The organism is Armatimonadota bacterium, assembly GCA_037138755.1.
Taxonomy (GTDB): domain Bacteria; phylum Armatimonadota; class Fimbriimonadia; order Fimbriimonadales; family Fimbriimonadaceae; genus Fimbriimonas.
On sequence record JBAXHT010000001.1, the window covers coordinates 1,901,091 to 1,925,000 of the forward strand.

Consider the following 23,910-nt stretch of genomic DNA (forward strand, 5'->3'; position numbering starts at 1 on the left):
CCTAAGACTGAAGACCAAAGACTCAAGACTTTGCAATGAACCAAACTCTCGCTCTCGATACCGCGCGACTCGGACTCCAGACCGGACTTCTTGTCTCGCTGCCGGTGCTCGCCACCGCGCTCTTTCTCGGCCTCATCGTCTCCGTCTTCCAGGCGGTGACCCAGATTCAGGAAGCAACGCTCGCCTTCGTTCCCAAACTCATTGGAGTGGGAGTGGCGACGGCGTTCATGGGGAACTGGATGTTGACCACGCTGGTCCAGTTCGTCCACCTCTGCTTCCAACGTGCGGCGAATATCGGGTGGCAATAATGCAGTTGGAAGCCGTTGAACAGCCAGTGCGGCTGACCGTCATCGAGGGCGGACTTCGACCGAATGGTGAGACCGAGCTGCCTTACTCTTTTGACCTCAAAAACCTATTCAGAAATCTAATGAACGAATCAGATCAGATGACACCCTCGGAGAAGTAGTAAGTCGATCAACTCTCCCGGTTCGCTTCGCTTACCGACCTCCCTAATCTTAGGGAGGTACTGCGGAGAATCGAACTACTATCCTCCAACCTCAAACTTCAAACCGTTAACCACCAAAATGCCCCCCCTCAACGACTTCCAGGCCCTGTATGCGTTCTTCATCGTGTTTGTGCGATGCAGTGCGGCGGTCTTGTCGTCGCCGCTTTTCGGAGCCCAAAACACACCGGTACAGATTCGAGTGTTTACTTCGCTTGCACTGAGCGCAGCACTGAGCATGGTCGTTCAAGCGAAAATCGGACCAGCACCGGAGCACCTTGGTGGAATGCTAATGGCACTCCTCAATGAAGTCGGCGCAGGGCTCCTCATCGGACTCCTGATGCAGATGACGATCCATTTCGCGACGATGGCCGGCTCGTTCTTGGACCTCCAGATTGGCCTGGGTATGAGCCAGACGCTCAATCCGGTTCTCGGAATTCAGGTTTCGGTGATGGGGCAATTCAAGACGATGCTCGCGATCATGTGTTTCTTGGCAATGAACGGTCACCACATCGTCATCCAGGCCATTGTCAAAAGCTACCAAACCGCCCCGACTCTCACCGCGAATCACATGGGAATGATTCACAACGGGATCATGCAACTGATCGCCCAGGGCATGCTCATCTCGGTTCAAATTGCCGCGCCAGTGCTTGGCGTTTCGATGATTATCGACGCAGCTCTCGGCCTTATGTCGAAGGCATTGCCTCAGCTTCAGCCGATTCAGATTGGCACTCCGGCGAAGCTTGGGCTGGGTATTGCCGCCGTTTCAATGACCCTTCCTGCCCTGGTGGCAGCAACCAACGCGGGGATTTCCCGTTCCGCTGAGTTGATCGGAAAGATCTTTGGAGGCTAACAGATGGCAGAATCCGCAGGAGAAAGGACAGAACAGCCAACAGACCGTAGGAAGCGCGAGGCGCGCAAGAAAGGTACGGTCACTAAGTCAACCGATTTGATCGGCGCTCTCGTTTGGCTCGCGCTGCTGATCGCGATTCCCGCAATTTTTCGCATGGGGTTCACCGGCTTCATGGAAGGATTCAAAGCTGCCGTTACAACGAGTTCCACTGAGCTTACAGTTGGAGGAATTCAGCGTGTGACCAAAGCGGCAATGTTTCCGATCTTGCCTGCGCTCGCGCTGCTGATGAGCGTTGCGATGATCGTAGGAGTTGCGGGAAACGTTGCTCAAGTCGGCTTTGCCTTCTCTCCCGAGGCGATGAAGCCGACCTTCCAGAAGTTGAATCCGATGAACGGGTTCAAACGGCTATTCGGCAAACCGGCAATCTTTGATGCCTTTAAGGGCATCGTCAAGCTATTTCTCTTTTCGTTCTTGGTTTACACATCGCTGCTGTCCCACTGGCAACGGCTCGCGATGATTTGGACGCTGACCCCGGCTGAATCCTTTGGAGTCATTGGCGAGGTGGCGCGAACAGTGAGCCTTCGAGTCGGGATCGCCTGGTTGGTTCTAGCTGCGGTGGACTATATGTTCCAGCGGCAGCAGATTCTGAAGCAACTCAAGATGACGAAGGAAGAGGTGAAGCAGGAGTACAAGGACGCGGAAACTTCGCCCGAACTGAAAGGCGCGATGGCGCGGCGGCGACGACAGATCATGAAGATGCGGACATCGCAAGCAGTCAAGTCCGCCGATGTCATCATCACGAACCCGACCCACTTTGCGGTTGCGATCCAGTACGACGCAGCAAAGAACCACGCTCCGGTTGTCGTGGCGAAGGGTGTCGACCACCTTGCTCTGAAGATCAGGGAGATAGCGGCGGAGGCCAAGGTTCCGGTGGTTGAGAACGTTCCGCTCGCGCGAGCGTTATACAAACAGTGCGAGATCGGAGACTTCGTTCCGCGCGAGCTTTTTGGTGGCGTGGCAGAGGTTCTAGCGTATGTCTACCGAAGCGTCAAGAAGGTTCGGAGGTAGGTCTGGAGTGCGGAAACATGTTTCCGCTTTGGATCAGCCGAGCTTGCTCGGCGTGGAGATGATAACCAACTCCGGCCGCGATGAATCGCTAGAATCGAAAGCGGGAACAAGTTTCCGCACTCCAGATGGGTTGCAAAGAGCGACAACCATCAGACATAATAGATGTTCGCGCCCTCGCCGACGGATTTCCTGCGTCGAGACGAGTACGGAGATTTAGGATTATGCAAGTCATTGTGAAGACCGGTGGGAAGCAGTATGTAGCTTCAAAGGGCGACGTGATCATCGTTGATAAGCTCGAAGGCGAAGCTGGAACGTCCGTGGAACTGACCGAAGTGGTTGCCGTTGTTGATGGCGATAAGACCGTGGTCGGTAGCCCATTCATCAAGGGTGCTAAGGTTGTTGCAGAGATCGTTCGACAGGGTAAAGCCAAGAAGATCAACGCGTTCAACTACAAGCCAAAGAAGAATGAGCGAAAGCGATGGGGCCACCGACAGCCGGAGACCCACATCAAGGTGACCGAGGTCGTCGCCAAGTAAAAGGATTTAAGGGAGCAATTTATGGCACATAAGAAAGGTCAAGGTTCAACTCGAAACGGTCGCGACAGTAACAGTAAGCGACGCGGAATTAAGAAGTACGGCGGAGAAGTCGTCAAGCCGGGCGCAATCATCGTCCGACAATGCGGCACCAAGTTCCACCCAGGTCCTGGCGTGGGAATCGGTCGCGACTTCACCATCTTCGCCTTGATTGATGGTCAAGTCAAGTTCGAAGGTCCGAAGAACAAGCGCCGAGTCGCAGTTTACGAAGCTCAGGCTGCGTAAGTTAGATCAGTGAGCCTTTGGCCTTGCCAGTCTATGAGACTGGCAAGGCTTTACTGTTTTTGCTGCCCTCGTAGTTTTTCGATATCTGCGATTCGCAGGTTCACATTAGCCAATCGGGTTCCGCCCTTGCGAATCATGGAGTCTCGATAAACATACAAGTGTCTCAATGCCTCGTCGTACCGCTTCATGGGCTTGAGCGCGATTCCCGCATACAGGTGAAATACGCTGCGATCAGGCCATCGCTTTAGTGCCGCTTCACATGTTGCCAGCACCAACGGGTAGTTCGAGTTGAGTTCTGGTCGTATGGACTTATCACCAGATCGTCGGTAGGCGGCAGTGTATTCCTGTGCGAGCGCGAATGCAAAGAACGGCTCGTCTGGGTGCAGTTTTTTGCATTCAGCGATAACCGGTCGAAGTTCGGCTCCTAAGTTGTTCTGACCAGTAGCGACTAAAGCCAAGTTTTGGTGTAACAACTTAGAAGGTCGAAGGCCCTTGAAATCGCCACTAAATCGCAGAGTTGGGAATTGTGACGTGCGTCCAACCGCGTCAAAGTAGGATTCGGTGACTGCTGCGGCATAACAGAGGGATAAGTTCTCCGTTACGGCGTTTGACGAGCGAGCCTTTCTGAATGGCCAGGCTTTCACGAAGCGAGAGAATTCCTTAACTCTGCCTTCATCCCGCGCGGAGTCGAAGAGAATTTTTACTCTGAGCGGAGTAATTGGCAGTTCCGCCAGCCGTTTGGAGTTTTCTGCGAACGTCCCCTTGAATTCATATGTCTCCGACTGCGGAGTGACCTTTGCCAGCGCAGAGATTGAAAGCTCGCCACGATAGTCGATGAATCCTTTGGGGAAGACTTCCTGCCCATTCAGTTCGGTCTGGGCAAGAAGCATAACCCCCACGAGTAAATTAATTCCCATGTCTTTGAAACTCCGCTAGTCAGCCAGCCCAGACGCTACTTTTCGAACTTCAAATTCTAATTCGGCCGGACCCGTATTATCGATTGTGTCGTGAAAGTCACCTGTGTAGCCACCCGCCTCATATCGAGCCTGATAGCGAGTTCGGTGCTGGGTTGTTGTCCTGCAGAACATTTTCCACTTTTCGACGGGATCTGTGCAAGGACCGATTCCGAGTTCGAGTCCTGTGGTAGACGAGAATCCCTGCTCCTCACCTATTGCCTTAGAGATATCAAAATTGACCGTTAACTCTTTCCAGATCGGAAACTCAATTCCTCCGGACACCTCGACGGGAAATCCGGTTGTCGTGTCCTGTCCGACATCTGCAGTCATTACGGCGGTCTGTCCAACAAAAGTTAGTCGCCCTGCCACCGTGGCACTGCCTACTTGTTGTTTTACGGCCCACTGAGTCCAACCTGAAGTGCGAGTAAAATTCACCCCTTCTAAAAGCTCACTGGGCGCGTGAATATACATCTTCAAACTGCCTGTGAAAGGGCCCGGATTATCAGAACCTGTGTCAGTTTGTTTTGCCTTGATCTCCGTGGCTACGGGCGAATGCCAAAGGTTTTGCAATCCTGATTGCCCCGAATTGTACACATACCTGACACCAAAGCAAATGCCGGATTGCTCGTCATCCACGCGATTTGCCGTTCCGACCCCGGTGACACTTACTGACGGATTGCAACTTGTGGTCCAAGAGCCTAGCCTGGAAATTCCGATAAGAGTATCTATGACACCCACTTCGTAGACTGGCATCGGGAGTCCATAACCGGTTTCTTCAATCACTGAGACTCCGACGTGCGCCTCTTGCCGCTCGTAGTCTGTCCCGCCAGCCGGTACAGGGTATCCCGGACCTTCGTGTGTACCAATAATTGAGACTTCTCTCTTGGACGTACTCTTAGCTAGCCCGAGTGCTTTCAAATCTAAAGTGGCCTCTGCGCGCCAGTCACCCTGCGCACCGGCGTTGAAGCCGTTGCCCTGCGTTCCTGCTGCTGTCACTTTGATGCCACCTTCAATTTCGATCACCGCTTTGCCATTTGTATCCAGTTTCAGTTTGGCGATTTTTTGCCCTCTGATGATCGTCACGATTTCTGGCATAGGCCGGATGATGTCTTCTGGTCGTGGAGCGACCAGTGGCAGACCGAGGGCGACTTCAACGGTTGCGCCTTCGGACTTTTGATAATTTGCAACCGAAGACAGCTTTACGAATCCGTATTGGGGTGGTGCTCCGGATCCAATCCATTCGATTGTAACCGTTCGCTTCCCAGTGCCCTCGCCTCTTGCAGTTGCCTCCACTCCGTCGACTCCTGCGGAAGCCGAAGCAGCGAAAAACGCGGTCGGGGTCGTACCGAACAAAGATATGAACTGCCCTGTGCCTCGCCCAGTTACAACTTCAGTAATCTTGAACTGACCATTGTTGAGGACTACTCCCGAGCCTTGCCCTCCTCCTCCCGGCGACTGTGCAGCTCCAGCTGAGATTAGGGAAAGTGCCGCTACGACTGATACGGCAGACTTAGCGACGAAACTCCACATGGCGGGGGGGGGTACTTCGGTTCATGTCAATTTGCATTATATGATAGTCTTACAGGGAATTGTGGAAATAGCGCAAAAATATCTAGAAATTTAACTTTTCTGTTCCATGCAACCTCCAAATCCTAAACCTCGTACGTTTCATCAGTCAACTCGTACAGGTGTGTGCTATCATACATTTCATACATCTTTGAGCAACATGAAGTGTGGACTTAATTTCGATGACGCCTTTTATGGCTCTGCCACGGTCGGGGACCGGGGGCAGATTGTGATTCCAGCGGAGGCGCGGCATGAGCTGGGGATTAGCCCCGGAGATAAGTTGCTGATTATGCGGCACCCGATCCACAAGGGGCTCATGATGTTTCAGCTCGACGCTGTGCGCGAGTTCCTGGACGAGTTCACGGCAGGCATCCAGCGAGTTGAGACGAGTATGAAACAGGGGGAAGACGAATGACATTGACAGGACTAAGCATGGCTCTCGGAGTGCTGTTTGCACCCGCAGATACGCTGACTATTGAACAGGCGATTCTGATCGCGGCGCAAAACTCGTTCGCCATCAAGAACGCAGACGCGACCGTGCGAAGCAACGAGCAGAAGGTTAAGGAAGCTAAGGGTGCGACTGGGCCAAGGATCGCGACGAACTACAATTACGTTCGATTTGGGCAGCCACAGCGCGGAAATCTGGGCGGCCAGGAGATTACGTTTGTTCCTATCGACACCAACACCTGGACCTCGCAGTTAACGATGCCAATCGACATCGTTGGGTTCTGGAACAAGAACAAGAAGGGCGCCGAAGCGGGAGTTGAGGCATCGCGAAACACCAGAACGGCTGCAGAGAATGATCTTCGCCAGGCGGTCCGAAAGGCTTACCTTCAGGCACTGCGAACCAAGAATCTGGTCAAGGTGGCCCAGCAGGGACAAGTCAGCATCCAAGCTCAAGTTGAAGTTGCAGAGAAGAAGCTCCGAGAAGGCGCGATTGCCAGAATCGACCTCGAGCGGCTGAAAGCTCAGAAGGCGTCGGCAGATTCGGACGTGCTCAATGCAACCAATAACTACGAAGTCGCAAAGCAAGTTTTGAATCTTCAACTGGCTAGACCGATCGAAACCGAATTTGAAGTTACCGACGTCAAAGCCCCAGGAAGGCCCGAGACTGGCCTAGAGAAACTAGTGAATCTTGGACAGCAAACCAGGCCAGAAGTCTTCTCGTTTAGCAACACTGTCAAGGCTCTGGATGCGGCAAAGACACTCGCGGGTCAGGGACTTCTGCCGAGCTTAAACTTGGCTATCCAGAATCAACAAGCGCTCGACCCGGAAGGGTTTAACCCAGTTCGCGAAGTCAACACCACATCGCTTGCTCTTTCGATCCCAATTTTCGACTCAGGAGTTGCTCGGGCCAAGAAGGCTCAGACCGAAGAGCAAATCTATCAGACGACCCAGCAACTTGCTCAGATCCGTCTTGGGATCTCTCAGGAAGTGAGGACTTCGCTAACGACGATGGAGAACGCGTTAGCGCGAAAGACCGCTGCAACCGAGCAGCTCCGGCTGGCTACCGAAGTCGCCCGCATTGCGCGGGTCAGACGCGACGCCGGAGAGGGAACTGTTCTGGAGATCATCGACGCGGAAACGACGCTGGTGAACGCGCGAAACGCGCTGATTAACGCCGAATTCGACTTTTATGCCGCGCACGCTGACCTTCAGCATGCGATTGGCGCTGACGATATCGACGCCGCGCTTCGGGCTTACGAAGCAAGTCTTACAAAGGGAGCAAAGAAGAAAAAGTGAGAAAGGGGAGTTTGTTTGGTTTGGCATTGGCGGTTGCCCTCGGAGCCTCGGGCTGCGTAGATCGTCAGGCGCAAAAGGACGCAGCAGAGACCGGAAAGATTCTTTCCGATCCATCCAAATCTGTTGTAGTTTCGGCACCTAAAGTTGAAGACATCGAGGACGTGATCAACATTAACGGTGACGTTGTAACGAGCGACGAAGGAACGATTTCTGCCGTCGGGAGCGGAAAGCTCGCTGCCGTTTATATCACCGACGGGCAGTCGGTTTCGGCAGGCCAAGTGGTAGCCGTCCTGGATAGTGAGAACCTACAAGCATCGGTATCCCAGGCACGAGCGGGACTCGCTTCGGCGACGTCCCAGCTGAACCAGGCGCGAGCGAGCGCACGACTCTCGCCGAGCCGTTCGACGGCGGCGGTTCGCCAAGCGGAAGCCGCCCTCAAGTCGGCAAAAGCTCAACTCGCCAAAGCCCTGAAAGGCGCGAGGCCCGAAGAGCAGGAGCAAGCGACCAACAACCTCCGTGCAGCTAAGAGCAACTTGGAGACCGCGAAGAAGAACCTTGATCGAGTGCGAACCTTGGTGAAAGAGGGTGCTCTCGCGGAGGCCCAGTTGGATACAGCGAAGAATGGGTACGAGTCGGCTCTTGCGCAGTACGAGAACGCGCTCGCCGCAAGTTCCATCAGTAAAAGCGCAATCCGGCCCGAGGACATCGAAACTGCGCGAGAGGCCGTCCGGCAAGCGGAACAGGGAGTTGCCTCAGCCAAGGCAACGAAGAGCCTCGACGTGACCCTAACCGACCAAGTCAGAACTGCCGAAGCCCAGGTGCAGTCGGCAAGAGCTCAGCTAGCCGTCGCCGAAAAGAACCTCAGAGAAGCCTCGATCCGGGCTCCGTTCAGCGGAAAGATCTACGGTAAGCCGGTTCAAAGTGGAACCGTGGTCGCTCCCGGAACCCCAATTGCGAAGATCGTTGGTGGGCAAGGAATCTACTTTGAAGGCCAAATCCCCTCGGACAAGATTGGTAAGGTCGAGATCGGAACTCAGGTCAACATTAAAACCGACGCGGGTGAAGGAACTTATAGTGGAAAGGTCGCTTCGATCAGCCCGCAAGGCGATTCGGTAGGACGATTGTTTAATGCTCGCGTTGTTTTCACCAACGGCAGCGGTCAGATTCGGCCAGGAATGTTTGCAAAGGGCTCAGTCATCATCAGCCGAATTCCTGGCGCAATAGTGGTTCCGGATTCTGCGGTCCTGACTAAAGATGGAAAGCGTTACGTGGTTGTTGCCGAAGGCACAAAGGCAAAGCGAGTCTTCGTGACGGTCGGCCTGAGGGTCGGCGACATGGTTCAAGTGACAGGCCTGCCGAGCACCGCCCAACTTATCACCAAAGGACAAGAAGGGCTCGTTGATGGCTCAGTCATCAAGGTTGTGAAGTAATGACAAAACTGGCACTTTCAAGGCCGATTTTCATCTTCGTCCTGGTTATCACCACGGTGCTGATCGGCCTCATCTCCTATTCCGGAATGCGAAAAGAGAACAACCCCGAGGTCAACTTCGGGACAGTTGTTGTCACCACCGCTTACCCAGGCGCGGGACCTGAGGACGTTAACCAGCTCATCACCCGAAAGGTTGAGCAAGCAGTTTCCGGAGTTAACGGAATCCGCGAAGTCCAGGGACAGTCGCAGGAAGGAATCTCTGTTGTGACGATTCAGCTTGAACTGGGTGTGAATACGGAGAGCGCTGTCAACGACATCCGAACCAAGGTTGATGGAATTCTCAACTCGATTCCGAAGGACGCTCGCAAGCCGGTTGTTGCAAAGTTCGACAACTCCTCGACCCCGGTTCTGACGCTTGCCGTTAGCTCCGACAAACTCAGCAGCCGCGACCTTCGGGACTTGCTGGAAGATAAGATCATCGACAAGTTCAGCCAGGTGAACGGGGTCGCCCAAGCTCAGCTGAGCGGCGGTGACGTGCGCGAGATCCAGGTTCGGATCAAGAAGGACAAGCTCCTCCAGTACGGTGTCGGAGTCTCGGATGTGCTCAGCGCTGTGCAAAGTGCGAACGCTAACGTTCCCGGTGGAAAGTTTGTCGCCGGTGGACAAGATGTTTCGGTCCGCGTGAAAGGTGACTTCACAAAAGTCGCCGACGTCGAAAACGTCGTCATCAAAGTCAACGACCCCAATAACCCGCAGGCGAAGGCCAAGCAGGTTCCACTTGGGGCTGTTGCTGAAATTGTTGACTCGGTTGAGGAACGGTCTCGAATGGCTCGTTTGAACGGCGAAGACACCGTCGTTGTCTCGATTCAAAAGACTAAGGAAGGGAACACGGTCGAGGTGAATACCGCGGCCAAAGCATTGATCACCAAGCTTGAGAAGGAGTTCCCACTCAAGTTTACGGCGGCGTTTGACGAGTCCAAAACTGTTGACGAAGCTCTGAAAGACGTTCAGTTCTCGCTTTTCTTTGGCGTCTTCTTGGTCGCAGGAATTGTTTACATCTTCCTCCATAACTTCCGAGGAATGCTCATCGTCGCGCTGGCAATTCCGACTTGTATCTTCGGTGCCTTCATCGTCATGCGCGCAGTTGGCTTTACTGTTAACACGCTCTCGATGCTCGGCCTGTCGCTTGCGATTGGCGTTCTAGTGGATGACGCGATTGTTGTTCTAGAGAACATCTTCCGGCACCTCAAGATGGGTGAGGATCCACGAGACGCGGCGGTAAACGGTCGAAATGAGATCGGCGTTGCGGCACTCGCGATCACGCTTGCCGACGTTGTCGTCTTCTTGCCAATTGCGTTTGCCGGCGGTATCGCTGGTCAGTTCTTCAAATCTCTGTCGTTGACTTATGTCTTCGCGGTTCTGTTCTCCCTATTCGTCTCCTTCACCCTGACGCCGCTCTTGGCGGCTCGCTGGTACAAGCGAGGCGAGGATATCGAGCACCCCACGGGATGGTTTGCCAAGGGCTTTGAGAAGCGATTCGCTCGGCTTGAGGACCGGTATCGCCGAATCTTGGAGTGGTGCCTGAATCATCGTTGGTTCACGTTTATTGCTGGTAACTCGCTGTTGCTCGGCGTCATCATGCTGATTGCGGGAGGAAGTGCGGCGAATGTGGCTGGTGCGATCAAGACAGCGATGCCGTTACAGGTGATCTATGTTGCTGGCGGCATTCTTGCCTCCCTCATAGGCTTCTTCGTTCACAAGCGGTTTACTTTCCGCCCTATTTGGGGAGCTGTGCTGTTCGGGCTGATGTTCCCGGTTTTTGCGGTCGGCGGACACATGTTCGGTCAATGGAAGAAGGAGTCAGTCTTCAAGTTCTCCTTCGTTCCAAGCACCGATCCAATTCAAATCAAGGCGGCGATTGAGCTGCCGGTTGGTTCCTCGCTAGAAAAGACGGACGAGGTCGCTCGCATTGTCGAGGCGCAGTTCGTCAAGAACCCCGACATCAAGTTCACAATCACGGAAGTTGGAAAGCAAAGTGGAGCGCGGGCTAACGATAGCAACGCCACCAACTTCGCAGAAGTGACCGGAACGCTGTATGACCGACAGTCATTCATTGACCGAGTGCTGGGTTCTCACGAGAAGCTTCGCACCCGAAAGGCTCCATCCATCGTTGCGGACCTCACCAAGGGTGTCGGAAAGATCGCTGGAGCTGAGGTCCGGATCTCAGGCGTCTCGGGGTTCAACTTCGGTGCTCCGATTCAGCTCGCACTGATCTCGGATAACCGGGCGTTGCTCACCAAGACTGCGGCCGATATTCGAGACCGACTTGCTGCAGGTGAGATCAAAGGCGTTATTGGGCCTGACGTCAGCGTCAAGTCCGGTAAGCCCGAAATCCGGCTCCTCCCGGACTATCGCAAAGCGGCTGACCTCGGTGTTGACGCAACCCAGATGGGAAGCGTGATCCGTACGATGTACCAGGGTAACGACGATAGCAAAATGCGCGTTGAGGGCCGTGAGTATGGTGTTCGGGTCATGCTCGACTATGAAGATCGAAACAATCGCGACACGCTCGCAACGGTTCCAATTCGGTTCAACCAGGGTCGTCCGGTCTATATCGGCTCAGTTTCTCGACTTGACGAAGCTCCCGGCTTCACGGCGATCAACCGCCGCGACCGAGCTGAAGAGATTCAGGTCACGGCGAACCTTTTGCCAGGCTTCGCCAACGGCGTGGTCGCCGGAGAAATCAATAAGTGGATCAAGGACAAGAATTTGTTGCCAGAAGGCGTTCAGCTCCGACAGCTCGGAGAGGCAGATGCCCAAGCACGGGAAGGAATCTTCTTGTTCTCAGCTCTTTTCCTCGGAATCTTCCTGGTGTACGCCGTTCTCGCCTCCCTGTACAACAACTACCTCTATCCCTTCATCATTCAGCTTGCCCAGCCGCAAGCGATGGTTGGTGCGCTTCTGGCGTTGGTGATCACAGACCAAGCGTTTAGCGTCATCGGGTTTATTGGAATTGTTGCGCTCGTTGGTCTGGTTGGCAAAAATGCAATTCTGGTGGTCGACTACACGAACACACTTCGTGAACGCGGCAGAAGCCGACATGATGCGCTAGTCGAAGCGGGCCCAACCCGATTGCGACCGATCTTAATGACTACCCTGGCACTGGTTCTTGGCCTACTTCCGGTTGCGATGGCTCTTGGACGGGGTTCCGAGTTCCGCCAGAGCATCGGAACCATCGTCCTCGGAGGAATCATCCTTTCGACGATTCTCACCCTGGTGGTCATCCCTTGTTCGTACACAATTTTTGACGATCTGTCGAACTTGTTCGCGAAATGGATGAAGAAGCCGCTGAGCTTTGGCGGCCCGCAAGGCTACCAATCAGGTGCGATCACCGACGAAGCGGGCGAAATCGAAGCGGAAGAAGAAGTCGAATCGGTCTGACAGTAAAATGCCCAGGAAAATGAAGCTAACTTCTGATCCTGGGCCACCGTAGAGTTTCCTACCACTCCGGATAAGCCGGGGGGAGAAACAAACCAATGAAGATTCGCACTTCCATTCTATCACTTTCTGCAATCCTGATGGTTGCGGCAATCCCAGCTCGCACCAACGAAAAAGATATCGTTGACACTGCGGTAGCTGCAGGATCGTTCAAGACCCTCGTCAAGCTCGTGAAGGACGCTGGCCTCGTTGAGACTTTGAAGAGTGCAGGACCTTTCACTGTCCTCGCCCCAACCGATGCCGCTTTCGCAAAGGTTCCAAAGGCAGTTCTCAAGAAGCTCGCAGGTAACAAGGAACTCTTGAAGAGCGTCCTCACCTACCACGTTATCAGCGGAAAGGTTCTTTCGACCGACCTCAAGGAAGGCTCCGTCAAGACCGTTCAGGGCGAGAGTGTCAAGATCAACCTTCACGGTGGCGCTTTCTTTAACAAGTCAAAGGTTGTTAAGGCCGACATCATGACCAGCAATGGCGTGATTCACGTGATCGACTCGGTTCTTCTTCCTCCGTCCGTCGCCGCAAAGCTCTAACTTCGGGCGGCTTTGGCATAAATTGCCTCGAAGCGATCCACCATCCTCTGGGTGGTGAATCGTTCCTCGACTGCCTGACGAGCGCGAATGCCCATGGCCTCGCGCTCGTTGTCATTTGTCAGCAGGTAAGAAACGGCTTTGGCGATGTCGTCTGGTTCGAGGTCGACCAGGATTCCGGTGTGGCCGTCTTTGACAACTTCCGGTAAACCGCCGACGCGCGACGCTACCACTGGCTTGGAACGAGCCATTGCTTCTACCGCAGCAACTCCAAACGTTTCGATGTAGGAAGGCATCGCCGAAATCGAAACCGCATCCAGCAGAGCTGGAATGTCCTGTCGCTCACCGGTGAGTGTCACCCTTTGGTGGAGCTTTGCGTTGGTCAGCTCGCTTTCCAGTTCCTTCTCGAAGCCAGGAACGACCCGACCAACGAACATGAGGTGCGCATCTGGGTGTTGGGCGGCAACTCCTCGCATCGCCCGAATCATCTCAACATGCCCCTTCTCTCGGCAAATCCGACCTACGATGGAGACAATCTTTTTGTCTTGTTCGATCCCAAGAGTGTCTTTGGTGATTCTTGGATCGGTGTGCGGAATGTCCAGCAAATCGGTTCCGTTGTAGACGGTGTCAATGTATCGATCCGGAACACCTCGACCATGGAGCATCCCGCGGACGAAGTCGCTAACCGCGATCAGCCGATTGTGCTTTCGCGCTAAACGGCGGTAGATGTTATCGTTGTTAGCGATGTGAACGGAGGTGATGATTGGCACCCGAGTGATCAAACCAGCCGCGTGGCCTATGTACGCCGTTCGCGTAAGGTGGGTGTGGACGACGTCAATCTTTTGCTTGCGAATTTGTTTGACGGTGTAGCCGAGTGTGTTCAGCCAGCCTCTGCCACGCATTCCGATTTGGTGGTTCGGAATCTCCTCTTCAAAGAGCGCAGTCGGCAACCAGCCGGGACCAGGAGTGATGACTTGGACGTAATGCCCGCGGTGACGCAAGTTAGTCGAGAGCGCGAAAACGTGCCGTTCAGCACCAGAAACGGCGCTGCTTGAGCACATTTGCAGAATTCTTAGATTTGAATCAGCCGACAAAGCCCCTCGCCCCACAGGATTGTACCGCCCGAGCAGGTTCAAACGATAGGGGTCATACTGATAGTATGGAGTCGGAAAACGGTCCGTTGAATCGCCGCATTTTTGACTTCTTGTTTGCCCCAGACTCTAAGTTCGTTCGCGTTTTTCGACACAGGGATTTCAGGATCATGTGGATGGGCGCATTCCTCTCCTTCATTGGTTCTTGGGTGCAAAACGTTGGACAAGGATTCTTGGTCTACGATATCACTCAGAGCAAGGAAAAACTGGCTTTGATTTCGTTCTGTGGGATGGTTCCCGTCACATTCCTCGGTCCATTCGGCGGGTCGATTGTCGATAGGTTTGACCGTCGTAAGCTACTCATATGGACCCAAGTGATGCTTGCCTTGGGTTCGTTTATCGTATTCTTTTCTTATCTACGCATGGGGCGAAACATGCCGATCGAAATTTTGGTGTTTGTCGCCCTGATGGGCGGCACCGTATCGTGCCTTGAGATGCCGGCTCGGCAGTTGGTGATTGCAGATACGATTCCTAGAGAGGACCTGCCAGTGGCGATTCCGTTCCAGGGCCTCACGTTCAATCTTGCCAGGGTGGTGGGGCCTGCCATCGGAGGAATTCTGCTAGCCACCATCGGAGTTCAGGCTTGCTATCTCGTCAACGGAATCTCGTTTGCTGCCCTCGTGATCGCAACCCTTGCGATCCGCACCCAACTCTCGATGAGCAAAGGCAAGGGCGAACCGATTGGAGACTTGCTGAAGGAAGGGTATCTGTACACGATGCAGGAGCCCCGGCTCAAGGCACTTTTCTATCTAGAAACTGGGGTGTCTTTGTTCGCTCTGTTCTATCTTGTCCAACTTCCCGCACTGGCAAAAGACATCTTGCATCTCGGGACAAGAGGCGTGGGAGACGTTTACACTGCGGTCGGTGTCGGCTCAATCTTAGCCCTGACGCTGACAGCAAAAACGGCCGACCTACACATCAAAGGCTACTTGGTGCGCGGTGCGATCACCGCAATGGCGGTTGGCCTTGCCGGGCTCGCGCTTTTGGAGAACCGCTTCCTAGTCTTCGGCATTCTCGTCATGCTTGGGATGGCGAGCGTCACTCTGTTTAACACTTGCAACTCGCTCTTTCAGCTCATCGCGCCTGAACGGCTACGGGGTAGGGTGCTCTCGATGCACATCTGGGCTCTTAGCGGCGTAGGGCCGCTTGGTGTGTACCCTTTCGGGCTACTAGCCGAGCATCATGGTCTCAAGATAGCCCTCGCTTGGGCGGCGGGACTAACCGGTGGTCTCGCGACGGCTTCTTGGCTATTGCGGCTGCGTTTGGAGTCAGAATAGAAGGGAAGAAATGGCGAGGCGCGAATCTGAGGAGCTGTTTTGGCAAGGTGGTGGCGATCTTGCGAAGCTGAGCGAGGAGCTCGGCGGGCCGCGCCCAAGAGTCGCGGCAAAGCGAGTCTGGGAACCTCTGGTCGATCTTATCGAAGAGACGGACCGCATCGTGCTTAAGGCCGAAATTGCCGGAGTATCGACGGCTGGCGTCGATGTGATCTACATCCAGGAGCGAAATTCTGTCGTGATTCGGGGCAGAAGAGACGAGGATGTTGACTCCGAGCAAGCCCGGGTCGGCGTATATCAATTAGAGATTCTTTACGGCGAGTTCGAGCGCGAAGTGCGGTTACCCCAGGTTGAGTTGAATACCAACGAAATGCGGGCGATCTTCCGCCACGGGTTACTCATCGTCTTGATTCCAAAAGCGGGCGCGCGGACCATCAAACTGGTCGTACGCGAAAACTGATGTCTGAAGTAAAACTCCCCATAGAAGAAGATATTGCGAACGAGCTCGACCTTGAGGCCTCGCTGGCAATCGCGGCGATTGATGCCGCCGAGGATGACCAGCCAAAACCGGTTGTGCCGGAGGAGATAAGCATTCTTCCGCTGCGGGACAGTGTGGTCTATCCTATGCTCATCGCTCCGCTTTCGGTGTCTCGAGAGAATGGGATTCAGCTCATCGATGAATCGGTATCAAATTCAAATCGGGTGATTGGCGTTGTCGCCCAGCGCGATCCTTCGCTCAATGAGCCTGGGTTTGAAGGAGTCTACGAGTACGGCTGCGCCGTCATCATCCGAACCTTGGTTAAGATGAACGACACAGTTCGGCTCATCGTTCAAGGGGTTCAGCGCTTCCGAATCGTGGAGCGACTTTCGGAGGAGCCCTACCTGCGAGCGCGAATCGAGCTGATTGACGAACCTGCCACCGAAGGGCACAGCGAAGAAGAACTTGAGGCGTTGAAACGATCAGTCTCCGCCTTGTTTGACCAAGCGATTCGACTTTCGCCCGGCTTGCCGGACGAGCTGCGATCCTTGACTCAGGCGGTGAACGAACCGAACGTGATGGCAGACCTGGTTGCTGCCCACATGTCCCTAAACGTTGCCAGTAAGCAAGAAATCTTGGAGACGGCGGACCTTGAGGAGCGGCTCAAGAAGTTGCTTTCGATGCTCTCTAAGGAGGTTCGCGTTCTGGAACTTGCTTCCAAGGTTCAGACAGAAGTCAATCATGAGCTCAGCAAATCTCAGCGGGATTACTACTTGCGCGAGCAGCTAAAAGCGATTCAGAAGGAGCTTGGTGAGTACGACGACCGCGCTGAAGAGCTGGATGAGCTTCGAGACAAGATTGAGACAGCGGAGCTTCCGGAAGAGGCGGATAAAGAAGTCAGACGAGACTACGACCGAATGAAGCGCATGAACCCGGGCTCGCCGGAATACTCGGTGGCCAGAACTTACGTGGATACGGTTTTAGCTTTGCCGTGGCACAAGTCGACGGTAGACAATCTCGACCTGCGACATTCGCAGTCGGTCTTGGACGGCGATCACTTCGGCCTCGAAAAGGTCAAAGATAGGATCATTGAGTTTTTGGCGGTTCGGAAGGTGAAGACGGATGGACGTCTGCGACAACCAATCCTGTGTTTAGTCGGTCCTCCTGGAGTAGGGAAAACCTCACTGGGCCGTTCGGTAGCGGATGCTCTCGGTCGCAAGTACGCTCGGATTTCACTCGGCGGGATGCGCGACGAAGCAGAGGTGCGCGGGCATCGACGAACCTATATCGGAGCCATGCCCGGCCAGGTCGTTCAGGCTCTTCGACGAGTTGAATCAAACAATCCGGTTTTGGTTTTGGATGAGATTGATAAGATCGGCTCAGACCATCGGGGTGATCCGTCTTCAGCATTGCTGGAAGTCCTTGACCCGGAGCAAAACTCGACTTTTAGGGATCACTACGTGGATGTTCCGTTCAACCTGTCGAACGTGATGTTTATCGCCACAGCGAATCGGCTAGATACGATTCCGGCTGCACTGCGTGACCGAATGGAGATCATCGAACTCGGCGGCTACACCGAAGCAGAGAAGATAGAGATCGCGGTGCGCCACCTGATTCCGAAACAAACCGAGGAGCATGGGCTGAAGGCGTCAAGGTTGCAATGGAACCGCGAGGCCGTTGTAGCTCTGGTTCAGCATTACACTCGCGAGGCGGGAGTGCGAAACCTAGAGCGAGAAATTGGCTCGGTCACGAGAAAGGCGACCAGGATGTTTGCCGAGGGTCGGGGTGCGAAAGTTGTGGTCACGCCGGCGTTTATAGAGAAGTCGCTAGGTGCACCTAGGTTTGTACATGATTTGGTTTCCGAACGAGAGATGGTTCCGGGTGTAGCTATCGGTTTGGCATGGACTCCGGTGGGTGGAGACGTCCTCTTCATCGAGACCTCTAAAATGCCGGGTTCGAAGGGCATGATGGTGACCGGGCAGTTGGGTGACGTGATGAAGGAGTCAGTGAGCGCTGCTCTGACCTATATCCGTTCTCGCGCCGATCAGTTTGGTTTGGTTAGCGAACAGTTCGAGAAACAGGAGATACATGTTCACGTCCCGGCTGGTGCCGTTCCGAAGGACGGCCCAAGTGCGGGTGTGACCATGCTCACTGCTTTGGTTTCGCTGCTGACAGGGCGCAAAGTGAAGGATCGTCTGGCGATGACAGGTGAATTCACCCTCAGTGGAAATGTATTGCCCGTCGGAGGCATCAAAGAGAAGGTACTCGCTGCGCTTCGTGCAGGTGTCACGACACTGATTCTGCCGGAAGCGAACCGAAAGGACTACTTCGAAGACGTCCCAGCGGATGTCCAAAAGCAGCTCAAAACTTACTTCGTTAAGACGGGCGACGAGGTTCTAAAGCTCGCATTGGAGAAGTAAGCCAATGCTCGAAACTCCGATCTCTGGTCGTTACGCAAGAGAAGAAAGATTTCTGACGTTTGAGGCTGCGCTGCCTTACATGGCACTCGTCTACGGATGCATCTATGGTGGCGGCTTCTTTGCGCTGTCGGCGCTCCTTGGTGGCTCCTTTCAGGCAGTGCTTTTGTGGGGGGCAGTTTGCTTTTCTGGAATCTGGGCGCACTTTTCCGTGCCTCGAATTCGGTTCGATTGTCGGACGAAGCAGTACCGCCGACGTCAGGGGCCAGGTTTCATCCCTCGACTTTGGGCGGGTCCAACAACTGACCTGGATGCCATTGTTGAGCTAGCCGAGCCTAGCCTGCTAAATCGTATTAGCGTCAACTACTACATCGTTCTTCACTGGAAACAGCAGCGGGCTCCTCTGATGATATTGGAGAAGCAGACCATTCAATCGACGGGTCATATGCAAATGGACGGCAGAGGAATCGTGGCGAGAGCTGTAAAATACGGTCAGTCCATCGGGGTCCCGGTTTACGATAACACTCACTTCCCAAGCCCATGCCCGGTTCCGGTCTTTTAGAACGACATTCCGAACGTCGCCAGAACCTTGTGCGCAATCTCGAAGTAGATAATTAGCCCCGTGGCATCGACAAAGGTCGAGATAAACGGGGCACTCATCACCGCCGGATCAACCCCTACGCGCTTTGCCCCGATCGGGAGTAAAGAGCCAACCGTAGCTGCCCATACAATGATTGCCGGGAGGGCAAATCCGACAACGATAGCTAACGGCAAGGGCGAACCCCAGCCGATGATTGGAATTTTCACTACACAGCGGATGAAGCCAAATATTCCTAAGAGCAGACCAATACACATCGCGACAAGAAATTCCCGGCGAAGGACCCTAAACCAATCCGAGGACCGAATCTCGCCTAGAGCCAGGGCACGAGTAATCGTTGTTGTCACCTGAGACCCGGCATTGCCTCCCGCGCCAATCAACAGAGGAATAACGAGTTGAAGCTTTGCAAGGATAGCCAGCGAAGCACTTGGGTCAGAATCCGCCCGGTTCCCCAGGTAGTACCGCAATACGTTTCCAGTCAAAAACTCGGCCACAAAAAGCACAGCGAGCCAAGGCAGTCGCCGCTTGATGAGTTCAATAACGCTCAATGAGAGATAGTTCTCCGCATCACCCGAGACGCCACCAAGCATGAGAACGTCCTCGGTGTGAGCTTCGTCAAGAATCTCTTGGGCGTCGTCTGCCGTAACGATTCCGAGCATACGACCGCGCTCGTCCAAAACCGGAATTGCCGAGAATCCGTAGCGGGCCAGAGTTCGCGCCACTTCTTCCTCTTCGGTTGTGACTGGCACTGTAATCACATCCTCAACCATCACCTCGCGAGCAAGAGCCGAGGGTTTGGAGCGAATGACTCGCTTTAGGGTGAGAAGTCCCAGAAGGTGGCGATCTTCGGAAAGGACGTAAATATAGTTGACCGTCTCAAATTCTTCATCGTTCGTTGTTCGAATCAAATCGAGTACGTCAGACATTGAGTCAGTCGGCATAACCGCAACGAAGTCTTCGGTCATCATCTGACCAGCCGAGAATTCGGGATAGCTCAGCAGGCGCCGAATCTCTTGAGCATCTTGGTCCGGAATAACGTTAAGAAGTGCCTCAAATCGTTCGTCTTCCAAATATTCTCGCAAAGCGAGAGCATCATCCATCGGAAGAATATCAAGATAGTGTGCGACTGTAGCGTCCGGAAGCTGCGTAACAATATCTCGGGCCGTGTCGTCTGGCAGTTCGATCAGTAGGTAAGCAGCAGACTCGGCGTCCAACTTTTGCAGAACAGAAAGGGAAATCTCAAACTCACAACGCTGCAAAGCGTCCGCAAGGTCTTCTGGGCGCTGGTTTTCTAGCTCCGCACGAACCACATACTTGTCTGGCTCCGTGGCTAGGTAGGAAAGGCGGTCAACTAAGGCGTTTTCGTCCGTTCTCATGGCGTGCTCCTTCTTCGGTCGGGCCGCCAAGGTTGGGGCGGCGTCTAGTCGGTACTACTTGGTTCCATTGGGTGTATCCCTCTGCGTGGGATTCAATAACAATTCTGGCAGGATGCGGCCAGAAAAGTACACAGAAATGTCACAATTCGTCAAAAACTGCCTGCCAAAGCGTGGGGTTGACGGAGGAAGGGATCAATCGTAGAATTTCTTCGGTTTGCCGCTTGTATCGTGCTAGTTTCTTCGGTTTTCTCGTGACTTTGGCTTGCCGGATGTTCGCCAGTCGGTCGGCGAGTTTGATCGCTTGAATCTCTTCGGGCATCTGAGAAATTTCTCCGAGCAGGATAGATGATCGTAGCTCCCAAACCTGTTGCTCGGTTAGCTCGCCACGTTCGAGCGCGCTGGGTTCGTATCGAGTCAGGTTAACGACCCCACTTGCGACTCTGTTCCCGAAAACTCCTTCAATGCTAGCAGCAGAATATTGGGTTTCTTCGAGAACATCGTGAAGACAGGCGATCACAAGCAAATCTTCGTCAGTAACTCCACCTACGTACCTGAGCAAGGACATCACCTCTATCGCGTGACTCACGTAAGGCAAAGGCAGGTCACCATCTCGATAATCGCCCGCATGAGCCATAACCGCGAACTCGATAGCCTGCTCTAACTTTCCCTTTGCCACACCCGATTATGCAAGCATATAGGGAGATGACACAGCTTTTCGCCGCAGCCGACATAGGGAGCAACACCGCCCACCTCCTTGTCGCTGCTTCCGACGGCGAAATCGTGATGCGGGTCGACAATGTCAACGAGTGGATCGGTCTTGGCGAAGTCGTTGCCCGAAAAGGCGAAATACCTAAGGACGTCGCGGATCAGTTGATTCTCGCGATGCGAGAATTCAAACGTGTTTCTGAGGCTAAAAAGGTTAAAAGGCTTTACGTTTTCGCCACCGAAGCAATGCGCGCGGCACCAAACCACGCCGATGTGATTCGACGAATCCTAAAAGACACTGGCGTTGGAGTGGAGATCATCGCTCCTGAAAGAGAAGCCGAACTCAGTTTCCGAGGAGTCCAACTTGACGCAAGGCACTACGGCGCCGAACTTCTGTTTGAGGTCGGGGGAGGAAGCGCCCAGATCGCCGAAGTGAACGATGGAGAATTGGGGACGAAGTGTTCGATCAAGATCGGAACCGGGAAAGTCCTGGCTGAATCAAATCTGACCAATCCCGGAAGTGATCTGGCCCTCAAAGTAGCTCGTGAATACATCCGCGAACAGCTTGCAAAGTGTAAGGTCGAGAAGAAAGCGCAGACAGCCGTCGTCAGCGGAGGCGTTGGACGCGGCCTCTGGCGCGCCCTACATCCCGACGGTGAAAAGGTTCTTGAGCTGTTTGAGCTGGAGTATTTGTTCAAAAGTGTTAAAGTTCTGCCTACTGACCGCGTCAGCTCGAGGTTTTCGGTAAAACAAAAGCGAGCAGGAACCTTATTGGTTGGCTCGCTGATCTACATAGAATTAATGAAGCACTTTGGAGTTGAACACCTCGTTATCAGCGAATTTGGGGTCCGCGAGGGTGCGGTTCTGGAGATGGCTCGATGACGAAGAAACCCCCAGAAGGGAACTTGGGCAGGTACATCAACCGAGAGCTGTCGTGGCTTGCATTCAACGAACGAGTTCTTGCCGAGGCGGAGAACGCGGCCAACCCCCTACTGGAACGCCTGAAGTTCCTCGCCATCTTTGAATCGAACCTCGATGAGTTCTATATGGTGCGGGTTAGCGGCCTCATCGAGCAATTCGATGCTGGAGTTCTGACGACCACCGTTGATGGCCTCAGTCCAAACGAGCAACTCCAGCAGATCTCCTCGCGCGTCGCTCCGCTGCGAGCCAAAGCAAGCACGCTTTTTGCCGAGGAACTCGAGCCCGCCCTTCACCGAAACGCGATTCACATCCGCCAGTACACTGAGCTCGCCGAGTCGAAACAGGAAGAGCTTGACGGCTATTTCCGGTCCCAAGTGTTCCCGCTTGTTACTCCGCTAGTTCTGTTCCCGGCGGTCTCGGTTCCGTTCATCAGCAACCGTTCTCTCAATATCGTAGTCCAGTTGGATATCGGCGATGGTGAGCTTCACCTGGCCCGGATCAAGATTCCGACGGTGATTCCGCGTGCAATTCGGCTGACTCCAAAGCGAAACGACTTCATCCTCCTAGAAGATCTCATCCTCAATAACCTGGATGCGTTCTTCCCTGGGGTCAAAGTGGTCCAGGCCCACTTGTTTAGGGTGGTTCGGGATGCTGACGTTGAGATTCGTGAGATCGAAGCGGCTGATCTCATCTCAACCATCGAGGAGACGATTCGACTTCGCCGGTTCGGCGATCCAGTTCTGCTCGAAGTCCCGACGTCGATGCCGCCGTTGCTGAGGAATACCCTCATGGGGCTCCTTCGGCTGGATGAGGACGACGTGCTCCAGATCGACGGAATCATTTCAATGGATGTCTTTTGGGAGCTCGCAAAGATCGACAAGCCGGGGTTGCGATTTGAAGCCCATGTTCCGTATCTGCATGAGCAGATGTCAACGTCCGCTGGACTCTTTGAGACCGTCTCTCAACGCGATATCCTCCTTCATCACCCCTACGACTCGTTCCGTCCAGTCGAAACTCTGATTGACTCAGCAGGTCTCGATCCGCAGGTTTTTGGTATCAAACAAACTCTCTATCGGGTCGGCTCGGAGTCGCCCATCGTTGAGAGCCTTTTGGCCGCCGCTGAAAGCGGGAAGCAGGTCGCAGCGATGGTCGAGCTCAAAGCGCGGTTTGACGAGAGCAACAATCTCGTCTGGGCAAGAGCTCTGGAGCGAGCGGGTGCCCACGTCACCTACGGATTCACAGAAATGAAGACCCACGCCAAACTGTGTTTGGTAGTCCGACGTGAAAAGCAGGGTCTCGTTTCCTACGCTCACATCGGGACCGGCAACTACAATCCCGCAACGAGCCGCCTCTACACGGACCTTGGTCTGCTCACGACCGATCCGGACATTACCCAGGATATATCCGAACTTTTCAACTACCTAACGGGAATAAGCCAACAACGGAACTACCGTAAGCTCCTAGTTGCTCCGGTGAATCTGCGCGAAGGAATCCTTGAGAGAATTCGGCGCGAAGTGACGAATGTAAAAGCCGGAAAGGTGGGAAGAATCATCTGGAAACTTAACTCCTTGGTCGATCCCGAAGTGATTGAAGAACTCTATATCGCCTCACAAGCAGGAGTGAAAATTGACCTTATCGTCCGTGGAATATGTTGCCTTCGTCCTGGCGTCAAAAAGCTTAGTGAGAATATCACGGTGCTCTCCATCGTAGGCCGATTCTTGGAGCATAGTCGCATCTACTACTTCGAGAATGCTGGGAAGCCGGATTGCTACATTGGTAGCGCGGACGCGATGCGCCGCAACCTCGACCGCCGGGTAGAAGTGCTCGTTCCGGTGGAAAACAAGAAGCTCCAACAGCACATCAAAGCTCATATTCTTGAGAACTGCCTCAAGGACAACGTCCAAGCCTGGACGTTGGATGTGAACGGCAAGTACACCCGGCGCAAGGCTCCGAAGGACAAATCTCACCAGTCTCAGACGTGGTTCATGGCGCGTCCAACATCGAAAACTCAGTTTTCGTCGTAAACTTGGAGC

22 protein-coding genes are annotated in these 23,910 nt (G+C 54.0%); 17 read left to right on the forward strand and 5 right to left on the reverse strand.

The window, feature by feature from the left end; translation table 11 throughout:
- The first annotated feature begins 35 nt into the window (after positions 1-35).
- From WCK51_09025 to rpmA, 6 genes are all read left to right on the forward strand, one after another.
- The gene (locus WCK51_09025; protein MEI7577023.1) at positions 36-308 is read left to right on the forward strand and encodes a flagellar biosynthetic protein FliQ; all 273 of its coding nucleotides are present in this window, start codon (positions 36-38) and stop codon (positions 306-308) included.
- The gene (locus tag WCK51_09030; GenBank protein MEI7577024.1) at positions 308-466 is read left to right on the forward strand and encodes a hypothetical protein; all 159 of its coding nucleotides are present in this window, start codon (positions 308-310) and stop codon (positions 464-466) included. The genes WCK51_09025 and WCK51_09030 overlap by 1 nt, the downstream gene beginning before the upstream one ends.
- A gap of 118 nt (positions 467-584) precedes the next feature.
- Entirely contained in the window at positions 585-1,355 is a 771-nt protein-coding gene (locus WCK51_09035) for a flagellar biosynthetic protein FliR (protein ID MEI7577025.1), read from the forward strand.
- 3 nt (positions 1,356-1,358) lie between these two features.
- On the forward strand, positions 1,359-2,423 hold the full coding sequence (gene flhB / locus WCK51_09040; protein ID MEI7577026.1) for a flagellar biosynthesis protein FlhB: 1,065 nt from the start codon (positions 1,359-1,361) through the stop codon (positions 2,421-2,423).
- A gap of 221 nt (positions 2,424-2,644) precedes the next feature.
- The gene (gene rplU, locus WCK51_09045; protein MEI7577027.1) at positions 2,645-2,959 is read left to right on the forward strand and encodes a 50S ribosomal protein L21; all 315 of its coding nucleotides are present in this window, start codon (positions 2,645-2,647) and stop codon (positions 2,957-2,959) included.
- Between the two features lie 21 nt (positions 2,960-2,980).
- Positions 2,981-3,241 carry a 50S ribosomal protein L27 gene (gene rpmA, locus WCK51_09050; protein MEI7577028.1) on the forward strand — a complete coding sequence of 87 codons (261 nt, stop codon included), beginning with the start codon at positions 2,981-2,983 and terminating at the stop codon, positions 3,239-3,241.
- Positions 3,242-3,291: 50 nt separating this feature from the next.
- On the opposite strand, the gene WCK51_09055 is transcribed toward rpmA, so the two are convergent.
- Together WCK51_09055 and WCK51_09060 are read right to left on the reverse strand one after the other, a co-directional pair.
- A complete protein-coding gene (locus WCK51_09055) occupies positions 3,292-4,131 on the reverse strand; it encodes a hypothetical protein (protein MEI7577029.1) in 840 nt (279 codons plus the stop codon).
- A 42-nt stretch (positions 4,132-4,173) separates the two neighbouring features.
- Entirely contained in the window at positions 4,174-5,727 is a 1,554-nt protein-coding gene (locus tag WCK51_09060) for a hypothetical protein (protein MEI7577030.1), read from the reverse strand.
- A 196-nt stretch (positions 5,728-5,923) separates the two neighbouring features.
- On the opposite strand from WCK51_09060, the gene WCK51_09065 reads away from it, so the two are divergent.
- The 5 genes from WCK51_09065 (at position 5,924) to WCK51_09085 (ending at position 12,960) form a co-directional block, all read left to right on the forward strand.
- Positions 5,924-6,178, forward strand: a complete 255-nt coding sequence (locus tag WCK51_09065; GenBank protein ID MEI7577031.1) for an AbrB/MazE/SpoVT family DNA-binding domain-containing protein — start codon at positions 5,924-5,926, stop codon at positions 6,176-6,178.
- The gene (locus WCK51_09070; protein MEI7577032.1) at positions 6,175-7,506 is read left to right on the forward strand and encodes a TolC family protein; all 1,332 of its coding nucleotides are present in this window, start codon (positions 6,175-6,177) and stop codon (positions 7,504-7,506) included. Before WCK51_09065 ends, WCK51_09070 begins: the two co-directional genes overlap by 4 nt.
- A complete protein-coding gene (locus tag WCK51_09075; protein MEI7577033.1) occupies positions 7,503-8,936 on the forward strand; it encodes an efflux RND transporter periplasmic adaptor subunit in 1,434 nt (477 codons plus the stop codon). The genes WCK51_09070 and WCK51_09075 overlap by 4 nt, the downstream gene beginning before the upstream one ends.
- On the forward strand, positions 8,936-12,376 hold the full coding sequence (locus WCK51_09080) for an efflux RND transporter permease subunit (GenBank protein ID MEI7577034.1): 3,441 nt from the start codon (positions 8,936-8,938) through the stop codon (positions 12,374-12,376). Before WCK51_09075 ends, WCK51_09080 begins: the two co-directional genes overlap by 1 nt.
- 95 nt (positions 12,377-12,471) lie before the next feature.
- Complete coding sequence (locus WCK51_09085) at positions 12,472-12,960, forward strand: fasciclin domain-containing protein (GenBank protein MEI7577035.1); 489 nt, start codon at positions 12,472-12,474, stop codon at positions 12,958-12,960.
- Here the strand turns inward: WCK51_09085 and WCK51_09090 are convergent.
- Positions 12,957-14,018 carry a glycosyltransferase family 4 protein gene (locus WCK51_09090; GenBank protein MEI7577036.1) on the reverse strand — a complete coding sequence of 354 codons (1,062 nt, stop codon included), beginning with the start codon at positions 14,016-14,018 and terminating at the stop codon, positions 12,957-12,959. The two genes, WCK51_09085 and WCK51_09090, sit on opposite strands and share 4 nt — an antisense overlap.
- A gap of 98 nt (positions 14,019-14,116) precedes the next feature.
- Between WCK51_09090 and WCK51_09095 the strand changes: the two genes are divergently transcribed.
- The 4 genes from WCK51_09095 to WCK51_09110 are packed head-to-tail and all read left to right on the forward strand — an operon-like array spanning position 14,117 to position 18,839.
- A complete protein-coding gene (locus WCK51_09095; GenBank protein ID MEI7577037.1) occupies positions 14,117-15,385 on the forward strand; it encodes an MFS transporter in 1,269 nt (422 codons plus the stop codon).
- A 10-nt stretch (positions 15,386-15,395) separates the two neighbouring features.
- Positions 15,396-15,842: an Hsp20/alpha crystallin family protein gene (locus tag WCK51_09100; protein ID MEI7577038.1), complete on the forward strand. Its 447-nt coding sequence runs from the start codon at positions 15,396-15,398 to the stop codon at positions 15,840-15,842.
- The gene (gene lon / locus WCK51_09105; protein MEI7577039.1) at positions 15,842-18,280 is read left to right on the forward strand and encodes an endopeptidase La; all 2,439 of its coding nucleotides are present in this window, start codon (positions 15,842-15,844) and stop codon (positions 18,278-18,280) included. The genes WCK51_09100 and lon overlap by 1 nt, the downstream gene beginning before the upstream one ends.
- Positions 18,281-18,284: 4 nt before the next feature.
- The gene (locus WCK51_09110; GenBank protein MEI7577040.1) at positions 18,285-18,839 is read left to right on the forward strand and encodes a hypothetical protein; all 555 of its coding nucleotides are present in this window, start codon (positions 18,285-18,287) and stop codon (positions 18,837-18,839) included.
- On the opposite strand, the gene mgtE is transcribed toward WCK51_09110, so the two are convergent.
- Together mgtE and WCK51_09120 are read right to left on the reverse strand one after the other, a co-directional pair.
- On the reverse strand, positions 18,836-20,251 hold the full coding sequence (gene mgtE, locus WCK51_09115; GenBank protein MEI7577041.1) for a magnesium transporter: 1,416 nt from the start codon (positions 20,249-20,251) through the stop codon (positions 18,836-18,838). The genes WCK51_09110 and mgtE overlap by 4 nt on opposite strands.
- A gap of 139 nt (positions 20,252-20,390) precedes the next feature.
- Positions 20,391-20,927 carry an HD domain-containing protein gene (locus WCK51_09120; protein ID MEI7577042.1) on the reverse strand — a complete coding sequence of 179 codons (537 nt, stop codon included), beginning with the start codon at positions 20,925-20,927 and terminating at the stop codon, positions 20,391-20,393.
- A 26-nt stretch (positions 20,928-20,953) separates the two neighbouring features.
- Between WCK51_09120 and WCK51_09125 the strand changes: the two genes are divergently transcribed.
- Both WCK51_09125 and ppk1 read left to right on the forward strand, forming a co-directional pair.
- Complete coding sequence (locus tag WCK51_09125; protein MEI7577043.1) at positions 20,954-21,838, forward strand: hypothetical protein; 885 nt, start codon at positions 20,954-20,956, stop codon at positions 21,836-21,838.
- Complete coding sequence (gene ppk1 / locus WCK51_09130) at positions 21,835-23,901, forward strand: polyphosphate kinase 1 (protein MEI7577044.1); 2,067 nt, start codon at positions 21,835-21,837, stop codon at positions 23,899-23,901. Before WCK51_09125 ends, ppk1 begins: the two co-directional genes overlap by 4 nt.
- Positions 23,902-23,910: the final 9 nt, after the last annotated feature.

What these genes read in the sequence shown, in the direction of transcription:
- WCK51_09025 (MEI7577023.1), top strand. Translation starts at nt 36, where the DNA reads ATGAACCAAACTCTCGCTCTCGATACCGCGCGACTCGGACTCCAGACC.
- WCK51_09030 (MEI7577024.1), top strand. Translation starts at nt 308, where the DNA reads ATGCAGTTGGAAGCCGTTGAACAGCCAGTGCGGCTGACCGTCATCGAG.
- WCK51_09035 (MEI7577025.1), top strand. Translation starts at nt 585, where the DNA reads ATGCCCCCCCTCAACGACTTCCAGGCCCTGTATGCGTTCTTCATCGTG.
- flhB (MEI7577026.1), top strand. Translation starts at nt 1,359, where the DNA reads ATGGCAGAATCCGCAGGAGAAAGGACAGAACAGCCAACAGACCGTAGG.
- rplU (MEI7577027.1), top strand. Translation starts at nt 2,645, where the DNA reads ATGCAAGTCATTGTGAAGACCGGTGGGAAGCAGTATGTAGCTTCAAAG.
- rpmA (MEI7577028.1), top strand. Translation starts at nt 2,981, where the DNA reads ATGGCACATAAGAAAGGTCAAGGTTCAACTCGAAACGGTCGCGACAGT.
- WCK51_09055 (MEI7577029.1), bottom strand. Translation starts at nt 4,131, where the DNA reads ATGCTTCTTGCCCAGACCGAACTGAATGGGCAGGAAGTCTTCCCCAAA.
- WCK51_09060 (MEI7577030.1), bottom strand. Translation starts at nt 5,727, where the DNA reads ATGTGGAGTTTCGTCGCTAAGTCTGCCGTATCAGTCGTAGCGGCACTT.
- WCK51_09065 (MEI7577031.1), top strand. Translation starts at nt 5,924, where the DNA reads ATGAAGTGTGGACTTAATTTCGATGACGCCTTTTATGGCTCTGCCACG.
- WCK51_09070 (MEI7577032.1), top strand. Translation starts at nt 6,175, where the DNA reads ATGACATTGACAGGACTAAGCATGGCTCTCGGAGTGCTGTTTGCACCC.
- WCK51_09080 (MEI7577034.1), top strand. Translation starts at nt 8,936, where the DNA reads ATGACAAAACTGGCACTTTCAAGGCCGATTTTCATCTTCGTCCTGGTT.
- WCK51_09085 (MEI7577035.1), top strand. Translation starts at nt 12,472, where the DNA reads ATGAAGATTCGCACTTCCATTCTATCACTTTCTGCAATCCTGATGGTT.
- WCK51_09090 (MEI7577036.1), bottom strand. Translation starts at nt 14,018, where the DNA reads ATGTGCTCAAGCAGCGCCGTTTCTGGTGCTGAACGGCACGTTTTCGCG.
- WCK51_09095 (MEI7577037.1), top strand. Translation starts at nt 14,117, where the DNA reads ATGGAGTCGGAAAACGGTCCGTTGAATCGCCGCATTTTTGACTTCTTG.
- WCK51_09100 (MEI7577038.1), top strand. Translation starts at nt 15,396, where the DNA reads ATGGCGAGGCGCGAATCTGAGGAGCTGTTTTGGCAAGGTGGTGGCGAT.
- lon (MEI7577039.1), top strand. Translation starts at nt 15,842, where the DNA reads ATGTCTGAAGTAAAACTCCCCATAGAAGAAGATATTGCGAACGAGCTC.
- WCK51_09110 (MEI7577040.1), top strand. Translation starts at nt 18,285, where the DNA reads ATGCTCGAAACTCCGATCTCTGGTCGTTACGCAAGAGAAGAAAGATTT.
- mgtE (MEI7577041.1), bottom strand. Translation starts at nt 20,251, where the DNA reads ATGAGAACGGACGAAAACGCCTTAGTTGACCGCCTTTCCTACCTAGCC.
- WCK51_09125 (MEI7577043.1), top strand. Translation starts at nt 20,954, where the DNA reads ATGACACAGCTTTTCGCCGCAGCCGACATAGGGAGCAACACCGCCCAC.
- ppk1 (MEI7577044.1), top strand. Translation starts at nt 21,835, where the DNA reads ATGACGAAGAAACCCCCAGAAGGGAACTTGGGCAGGTACATCAACCGA.